Below are 6,219 nucleotides of genomic sequence, written 5' to 3'. Positions count from 1 at the left end.
ACGTTGGTGACCGTCAGGGTAAAGGTGGTGCTGACCGAGGAGCTGCCATCGCTGGCGGTGAGACGAATACTCAGATTACCCACATCGCCATTCCCCGGCGTGCCGGAGAAAGTGCCAGTGGCCGGGTCAAAGCGCAGCCAGGCGGGCAGCGGATTGCCGTTTGCCTGGGTCGCGCTCAGGGTTAACGTGTCGCCATCCGGATCAACAAAGGTGCCAGCCGGGACGGTGAGGGTAAAACTGCCGTCCTGCGCCACGCTCTGCGGCGGAACAGAGCCAGAGACCACCGGCGTGTCATTTACGTTGGTGACCGTCAGGGTAAAGGTGGTGCTGACCGAGGAGCTGCCATCGCTGGCGGTGAGACGAATACTCAGATTGCCCACGTCGCCGTTCCCCGGTGTGCCGGAGAAGGTTTTTGTGGCCGGGTCAAAGCTCAGCCAGGCGGGCAGTGCCGAACCGTCGGCGAGGGTCGCGCTCAGGGTTAATGTGTCGCCGATATCCGGATCGGTAAAGGTTCCCGCAGGCACGGTAAAGTTGAAGCTGCCATTTTGTGGGATGGTCTGTTCGGCCACCGGGATGGACACCACGGGCGGGAGATTACTGTTATTCACCGTCAGCCCAAAGGTAGTGCTGACCGAGGCATTACTGCCGTCAGTCGCGGTTATCCGAATCGTCAGGTTGCCGACATCACTGTAGCCCGGCGTGCCAGAGAAGGTTCCGGTAGATGGGTTAAAGATCAGCCAGGCCGGCAGTGCCGAGCCATCTGACAGTGTCGCACTCAGCGTCAACGTATCACCGTTATCCACATCGACAAAAGTACCGGCAGGTATGGCGAAGCTGAACGCTGTATCTTTGGTGGCGCTTTGGGGACTGACCGTGCTCGCTACGGTAGGGGCATCATTCACGCTGGTTACCATCAACGACGCCTGTGCACTGTTGGTGGAGAACGCACTGTTGCCGCCTGAGGTCGATGTATCTGCCAGACCTTTGCTGCTACCTGCTGTCGCCGTACCACTGGTCTGATCCCACGCGCTGAAACTCAGGGTTGCGGTTTCACCATTGGCGCTGTCCGGTACATAACGCAGTTGCGCCGTCGATCCGAGCAACAGTGCTGCTGAACTGGAGACCGTGCCGATATTGAACCAGTTAGCCCCGCTGTCGGTGGAATACTGCCAGCCACCGTTCCCTACCGTCGCCGTAATCGCGATGCCGCTGGATGCCCCGCTGTCCACATCCCCATAACCCGCACTGCTGAGTAATGACGATACTGTGGTGGCGGATGATGTTGCATCTTCCGTCGTGGATGCCAGGATGGCCGTCGCACCGCTGGATAGCGTTGGCGCATCGTTAACCGGCGTTACGTTAAGGGTCATCGTTCCTGTATTAGCGGACAACGCCGTGCCATCGCTCACCTGCCAGCTAAAGGAGGCATAACCCGTGCCGTTGGCATTCGCGGTGGGGCGGAAGGTCAGTTTGCTGATATCAGCCGCGCTGACCACAGAACCATTGCCCAGTAATGTATCGCCGCCGCCACGGACACCGTCGTTGTTTGCGTCAATAAACAACTCACCGGCGCCCGGCGCGGTGACAATAGTAATGGATTGCAGGGTGTCGCCGCTGTCCACATCGCTGAAACCGAAATCGGTAGCGCTAAAGGCCTGGGCGCTATCCTCATTGAAGGTTTTACTGACTGACGTATTGCTGATGATCGGCGCATCGTTAACTGGCGTTACGTTGAGTGTCATCGTCCCGGTATTAGCGGACAACGCCGTGCCATCGCTCACCTGCCAGCTAAAGGAGGCATAACCCGTGCCGTTGGCGTTCGCGGTCGGACGGAAGATCAGTTTGCTGATATCAGCCGCGCTGACCACCGCTCCATTGCCCAGTAATGTATCGCCGACGCCACGGACACCATCGCTGTTTGCGTCAATAAACAGCTCACCGGCGGTTGGTGCTGTGACGATAATGATGGATTGCAGGGTGTCGCCGCTGTCCACATCGCTGAAACCAAAATCGGCAGCGCTAAAGATCTGGGCGCTATCCTCGTTGAAAGTCTTGCTGATCGACGTATTGCTGATAACCGGTGCGTCATTGACCGGCGTGATATTCAGCACCGCCTGATTGGTGCCGTTACTATTGAGCGAGCCGTCATTAAAGGTCCAGTTAAGCGTCACGCTGGATGGTGGATCGTCAGAACTGTTGGCATAGGTCAGGGATTGCAGCACCGCATTCACTATCGCCGAGGTTGCATTGCTATTAAACGTCAGCGTCAGCGTGCCGGAGGAGTTCGCCGTGACACTACCCACCGCCGTACCGTTATAGGTGAAGTTTTGCCCTTGAGTCAGCACCCCTAACAGTCCGCTATTGCCGAAGATATCGACACTATTCGCCCCGCCGTTACGGGCGATTGAAATAGAGGAGCCGTTATAGTTGCCCTGATTATTCAGTTCGGTATCGGCAACAGTGACATCGCTGTCTATCACCACCGCGCTGCCATTTTCGGTATAGGTGGCTCCACCGTTCAGGTTGCTAAAGACAGGGGCGGTGTTGACGGTTGAGATGATCGACGAACTGTTGACTGCCGTCAGGCTACCTGACGTGGCGCGCAGTGCCAGCGTATTGATACTGCCGCTGTTGGTGTACTGTATGATAAGTCCGGTGTAGGTAGCGATACCGCCAGACGGCGTTAATGTTACCGTCGTAGCGCTGGCATCATGATCCCCGGAGGTCACCGCCAGGCTGTTGACCGTACCATCGACGACGCTGTCGTTAGGATCAGTCACCGAGAGCACGATATTGGTGGTGTAATCCTGATCCACCATGCCATTCGCATCGACCGCCTGTACGACCGGAACGGTGGTAAAACTGGCACTTTGTCCGTTCTGGATCGTCGTGGGAACGGGCTGGGTGGAAAAAACCAGCCGCGTCGCCACCACATCCGGATTGATCGATGCTGATGTGGCGCTGACCAGGCTACTGGACGCCGCCGTCAGCACGAAATTAGCATCACCATCACTGGCCGAGGTGTACTTCACGCCGCTAAAGGTGGCAATACCGTTTGAGGCGGTCACCTGAGTGGTGCCCGTCAGCGCCCCGCTACCATTCTCGCTTAATGTCACCGAACCGTTAAAATCCTTATCGATATTGCCGCGATCGTCAACGGCAATCACTACCGGCTGGGTGGTGAAGTTAATGCCACTGATCACTGAGGTTGACGGCGCCTGGCTATAAATGAGTTTGGTTGCTGTCACATCAATACTGGCACCGCTGCCGTTGTTCACGTTGGCCTGACTACTGGCGAACGTTGAGCCACCGGAGACCGTGGTGAAATTGCTGGCATTTACCGACAATATCACCGTGTGGTGATCGGTAATGTCGTTACTGCTGGTATTGTCGTTGTAATACGCTTTGATGGTGTAAGTTTCACTGCTGTTATTCGCAACCGACAGGCTTAAGCTGGAAAACGTGACTCTGCCGGTGCTGCTGTCATACGTGCCGACGACGTTTGTGGCATCCGGGCCACTGAGCAGGAACGTCATCTTACTCAATTCTGATGATGTCGCCGTACCACTGACGTTAGCGTAGAACTGACTGACATTGGTGGCCGAACCATCAGATGTACCGAGGTCGGTAAGGGTAAAGTCCAGCAGCGAGGTAGCGCTGGCCGCTGATGTCGCGGTAGTGGAAAATGTCGTTGCTTCGCCAGATGGCCCAGCGGTCACAGTCGATGTCGCATCTACCGAGGAGGCGGCATGAATATTGTTCAATACCAGGTTATCCAGATAGTACTCATTGGTACCGGATGTCGTGATGGTAATGGAAGACACGCCGACAAAATTGCCGTTAAAGCCGCTGATAGTGGTATAAGTCAGCGCACCGGGGAATGGCAGTACTCCGCTCTGATTGTCTCCAGCGGTCGATTTACTGGATGAAATCGTATAATTCATGTTCCCGGTGCCATCGGCATTCAATAAGTCCAGTGAAGACAAATCAAAAACATAGCCGGGAATGCTGATGGTGAAGGTCAGAGAATTTGACGAACTGGAACCATCCGTTTGCACGTCATAGATTAAGCTATTGCCGTCACTGTTTAGGCCAGCCAGCACGTTACCGACAAAATCGAAATGTAGGGTATGCCCCCCTTCCTGCCAGGTCTGGTTATTGCCGCTACCGCCGCCAGAACCCGTCTCAAACGTAAAGGTATCCAGCACGTGGGAATAATCCCTCTGTGTGGCGGCAGTTATCGCGATGTCGGTCGTGATCTGACCGACTTGCGATTCCAGCATCCAGTCACCTTTTAACGCTGTCGACCCGGTCAGGTCAGTGGATGCTGCCACATCAGCCCGGGTGAGCGCTGCAAGGTCGCTAATAAAAGTCTGCCCTTGTGTTCCTTGCGCCACATTACAGCCATAAAGCAGGATATCGCCGGACGCAGTCAGCGACTGGCCGATGGTAGTCAGGTCAGCACTTCTCGCAGCGAGCATACTGTCGGTCAATGTGACGCCCCCGAGCGTCAGTTGGCCTTCGCCACCATTGCTGATGATATGGATGGCGTCGTAACCCGTGTGGGTTTGCGCCCATTGCGTTATCTGGCTTAACCCATCTTTGTTGGCATCCAGCAATACCACCTCAACCCCGTCTTTCACGCCACGGGCCAGTTGCTGGTAATCTGCCACTGCGGTGTCAATAAACACCACTTCTTTATGTGTGCTACTGCCGGTAGCAACCGCATCGCTGGTGTCTGCTACGGTCTTCGAATTCTGGGTATCCGTATTGTGGGCGGTTGTATCAACAATGCTCGTCGCATCGGTGCTGTGACTGGCCGTATCGGTGGTACTTTGCCCGGACTGGCCGCTGTCCGTATGCGACGCGGCTGGCTGTGTCATCGTATTTTGAGTGACAGCAGCCTCAACCGTGGCGGCGACAGCACCATCAAACAACATACGCGCTTCCAGCATAACGCCCAAAGGTGCCTGCTCATGACTTGCAGCACCTTGCGGAACCTGACGACTTTTTTTGCCCAGCCAATGACGCCACAACATAAGGATACCTTTCAGGAGTAAATTTATTTACAACACAGACCAGCCTGCGTTATGCCGAACTGGCCTGTTTTTTCAGAGAGTTGGTCAGAGAACAATCCTGTTAACCATGAATTATGGTCGCGTTGGATACAGGCCATTGGCCATAATACAGACAGTCAGCCCCTGCGAAGGCGATTGGGTCGCCACCGAGACCATCGGCTGCGGCACCCCAGCTGCGCCTACCGCGACAGTTCCACCCGTCACTGTCGGTATCGTTACCGGGAACGATGGAATCGTTGGCGTACCCGTTACCGTACCGCCACTAATCGACGACGTGATGGTGCCGCTTACCGGGCCAGTTAACGTCTGGCTAGGCCCTAATGTAGTATCGGCAGTTGCGCCAGGATTATAAATATTTGGTGCGCCAAGCGCGGGTTTAGCCAGTATCGCGCCATTGGTGGGTAACGACGCACTACCAGCAACACCAGACCCACCCGCAATTTTCAACGAGCCGGAAGTCGATGCAGTCAGGTCGTGCGTATTGGTGATAGTCTGGCCGCTAACCGCCAGTCCGGTACCGGGTGTTGCCGGGACGGTTACCGTCGTGCTCGATGTGGCTGCAGTGAAGGTTGCGGCGTGGGTATGCGCGGGTAAAGGCACCGTCACATTCACCGTCGGATTACCGATTTTCTGCCCGATATTAACGGCCGGTAGCCCCAAACCGGTGCCCGTACCGACGACAGAACGTCCGCGCAAATCAGGTAGCCCGAAGGTGGTTGAGCCATCACCACCAAACTGGAACCCCAACAGGGAGTACAATGCCTGATAGCTGTTGACAGGGACCGTCTGACCGTTAGCCGGAAGCCAGCCACGCGGGCAAAAAGATGTAGCAAAAGAACACACTGTGCCGGTATAGGATTCGTCGTTACAGGCTGCAGCACTTTGCGGTAGAAAAATAGTTACGGCGAGGGCGGTAGTGATGGCTGATTTAACAAATAAACGCTGAATATCTCTCATACAGATCCCTCCTGGAGGAATAGCTGATTTATTAAGATCAAATGTTATTAATAACCAACCTTATAATTCGGGACAGAACAAAATAGTAAGATAACGATGGGAGGAAAAAACATTTATGGTTCATCAGGAATATAACTCAGTCAGTAAGATTTACATACATAAAAAAACATCAACTTACGTACCT

The 6,219-nt window shown here is 54.9% G+C and carries 2 protein-coding genes; both read right to left on the bottom strand.

The features are described from left to right. Positions 1–5,039, bottom strand: a 5,039-nt coding sequence (locus PU683_RS05585; RefSeq protein WP_277170579.1) for a DUF4347 domain-containing protein, incomplete at its 3' end; no start/stop codon positions are given. 111 nt (positions 5,040–5,150) lie between these two features. Further along, complete coding sequence (locus tag PU683_RS05580) at positions 5,151–6,035, bottom strand: phage tail protein (protein ID WP_277170578.1); 885 nt, start codon at positions 6,033–6,035, stop codon at positions 5,151–5,153. Positions 6,036–6,219 lie beyond the last annotated feature (184 nt).

Origin of the sequence: Candidatus Kosakonia sp. 282A-S69 (genome assembly GCF_029433855.1) — a bacterium.
Classification (GTDB): domain Bacteria; phylum Pseudomonadota; class Gammaproteobacteria; order Enterobacterales; family Enterobacteriaceae; genus Kosakonia; species Kosakonia cowanii_A.
The sequence above is the reverse complement of the archived record's forward strand: the minus strand, read 5'-3'. Positions and strand labels throughout refer to the sequence as shown.